This is a genomic window from Streptomyces roseolus (genome assembly GCF_014649855.1).
Taxonomy (GTDB): Bacteria; Actinomycetota; Actinomycetes; order Streptomycetales; family Streptomycetaceae; genus Streptomyces; species Streptomyces roseolus.
The window spans coordinates 1-2,137 of the sequence record NZ_BMTV01000076.1; the positions used below are offsets into that span (position 1 = coordinate 1).

Genomic DNA, 2,137 nt, shown 5'->3' on the forward strand with positions numbered 1-2,137 from the left:
ACGTCTACGCCGACGAGGGCAACCACTGGGACGTGACCTTCTACAACTGCGGCGGCTGCTGACCCGGACGCCGCCCCCGGGCAGCCCCAAAGCGGGTCACCGCCCTCCGGAGCCCACGTGCCCTCCCGCTGCCGAACGCACCGCTCGGCAGACGGCGACACCGGCTCCGGGGGCGTCGACCGGCCAGGTGTCCGCCCACGGACAGACGCCGCGCCCCCGTTGTCGAGGATCCGCCCCTGACATGCGCGTGGGATGCGGGCACGAGAAGCCCGACCGCACGCAGAATGCACTCTTCGGCACAGGACGTCCCACCCCGTCACACCGCTCCCGTGTCCCGAGAACCACGACCGACTCGCCTCACCTGGAGGACCGTTGACCCGAAGGATCTCCCGCCGTGTCGTGCTGCTGGCGACAGCCGGCAGCACGCTCGCCCTCCCCGTCGTCCGCCCCGGAACCGCGTACGCCGCCACCCCTCTTCCGCCGAGGAGCGAGGGGCCGTCGATCGTGACGCACCCGCGCGATCCCGGAGCCGTCTACGGCTCCGACGCCGCCCGGAGCGCCCGCCCCGAGCCGCTGAACGCCACCGTCGGCTGCGCCGTGGACCGTGGAGGTCGTCGCTGATGGCCACCTTCGTCACCCGCGCCCAGTGGGGCGCCCGAACGCCCACGAACGTCAGCGGCAGCATCACACCGGAACAGGGCGGCGTGGTCGTCCATCACGTCGACGCCGTGAAGGTGGCCGAGGCCGACCACGGCGACTGCGCCGCACAGGTGAGGGGCATCCAGAACTACCACATGGATTCGAACGGCTGGTCGGACATCGCCTACAGCCACCTCGCCTGCGTCCACGGGTACCTCTTCCAGGGCCGTGGCGAGTACGTCCGCACCGCCGCCCAGGGCACCACTCAGGGCAACGACGACTGGTACGCCGTCTGCGCACTGACGGGTGGAACCAGCGGCAACTACGACACCGTCACGGCCGGGCTGATCGACGCCATCCGGTACGGGATCAACCGCCTGAGGGTGTCGGGCGGCGCCGCGCAGGCCATCACCGGTCATCGCGACCACCATTCGACCGGCTGCCCGGGCAACCTGTACTCCCGGGTCCTCAGCGGCGAGGTCAACCCCGGCGGCGGCCCGCTGCCCTTCCCCGGGGTCAGCTTCCGTCAGCCCCCGGCCACCGTGCACGCCAGCGTGGCGACCTGGCAGTACCAGATGAACAGCAAACACGGCTACTCCCTCACCGTGGACGGCCAGTACGGACCAGGCTCCGACACGGCCTGCCGCAGTTTCCAGTCCAGCAAGGGCCTGAGCGTGGACGGCGTCGTCGGACCGGCCACATGGGGCGCCGCTTTCGCCTAGCGCCGCGGGCGCCATGACGATGGTGACCGCCGACAGCGCGGACGTCCCCGGTCTCGCTGCACGCCCGGGGCGGGGCCTCTCGCTGCGCGACATACGTGCCGGCTCCCGGAGCGACCCCTCGGGACTCGGAACGGATCCAGGAGGCGGCCAGGGCCAGGCCGGCCGACCCGCACCTCACGCCCGCCGAAGCGGCGTGGTCGCCGAGTCGTGTCGCCGGAGCCGCTTCCCCGCTCTCGCCCGGTGGTCTGCACCGTGACGAAGGAGCTGATCCGGCCCACATGAAGGGGCGACCGGACGGCGTGCGCGGTCCGGTCGCCCCTTTCCAGGGACCGTGTTCGCCGACGTGCCCGCCCCGCCCTGGCAGACGTCCACGACGAACTGGTCGTGCAGGCGACCGCCGCGGATCTCCCGGCATGCGCCGACGATCGCCCTGGCCTCCTCCTCGGGAAGCGTCCCCAGTTCCCGATGGGCGAGCGGGCCGCCTCCTTCACCGCCGCGAGGGCCACGACGACTTCGGGGTGCGACGAGAGCGGGATCCCGGTGAGCGGGAAGTTCTCCACCGCCCGCAGCGTATGGACGCCCCAGTACACCTCGGCCCCCGCCTCTCTCCCGCCTATCAGGTCGCGCTCCTCGCGCTGCACAGCGGCCCCTTCGCCCTTGACGATCGGTTCTTTCCGAACCCATGGAAATATCGTCCGTTAGGGTCTGTTGCGAAAGTGGATCTTGTTCGTTGATGATCACGTCCTGTGGGACGTGGGGATCTGACGAACGGCCAG

At 71.1% G+C, this 2,137-nt stretch carries 2 protein-coding genes and 1 pseudogene; 2 read left to right on the forward strand and 1 reads right to left on the reverse strand.

The window, feature by feature from the left end:
* The first annotated feature begins 399 nt into the window (after positions 1-399).
* A complete protein-coding gene (locus tag IE245_RS36490) occupies positions 400-621 on the forward strand; it encodes a hypothetical protein (RefSeq protein ID WP_229852088.1) in 222 nt (73 codons plus the stop codon).
* Complete coding sequence (locus tag IE245_RS36495) at positions 621-1,361, forward strand: peptidoglycan recognition protein family protein (RefSeq protein ID WP_189955743.1); 741 nt, start codon at positions 621-623, stop codon at positions 1,359-1,361. The genes IE245_RS36490 and IE245_RS36495 overlap by 1 nt, the downstream gene beginning before the upstream one ends.
* A 333-nt stretch (positions 1,362-1,694) precedes the next feature.
* Here IE245_RS36495 and IE245_RS36500 read toward each other — a convergent pair.
* Positions 1,695-2,026 (reverse strand): annotated as a pseudogene (locus IE245_RS36500) (lyase family protein); the annotation flags it as partial.
* Positions 2,027-2,137: the final 111 nt, after the last annotated feature.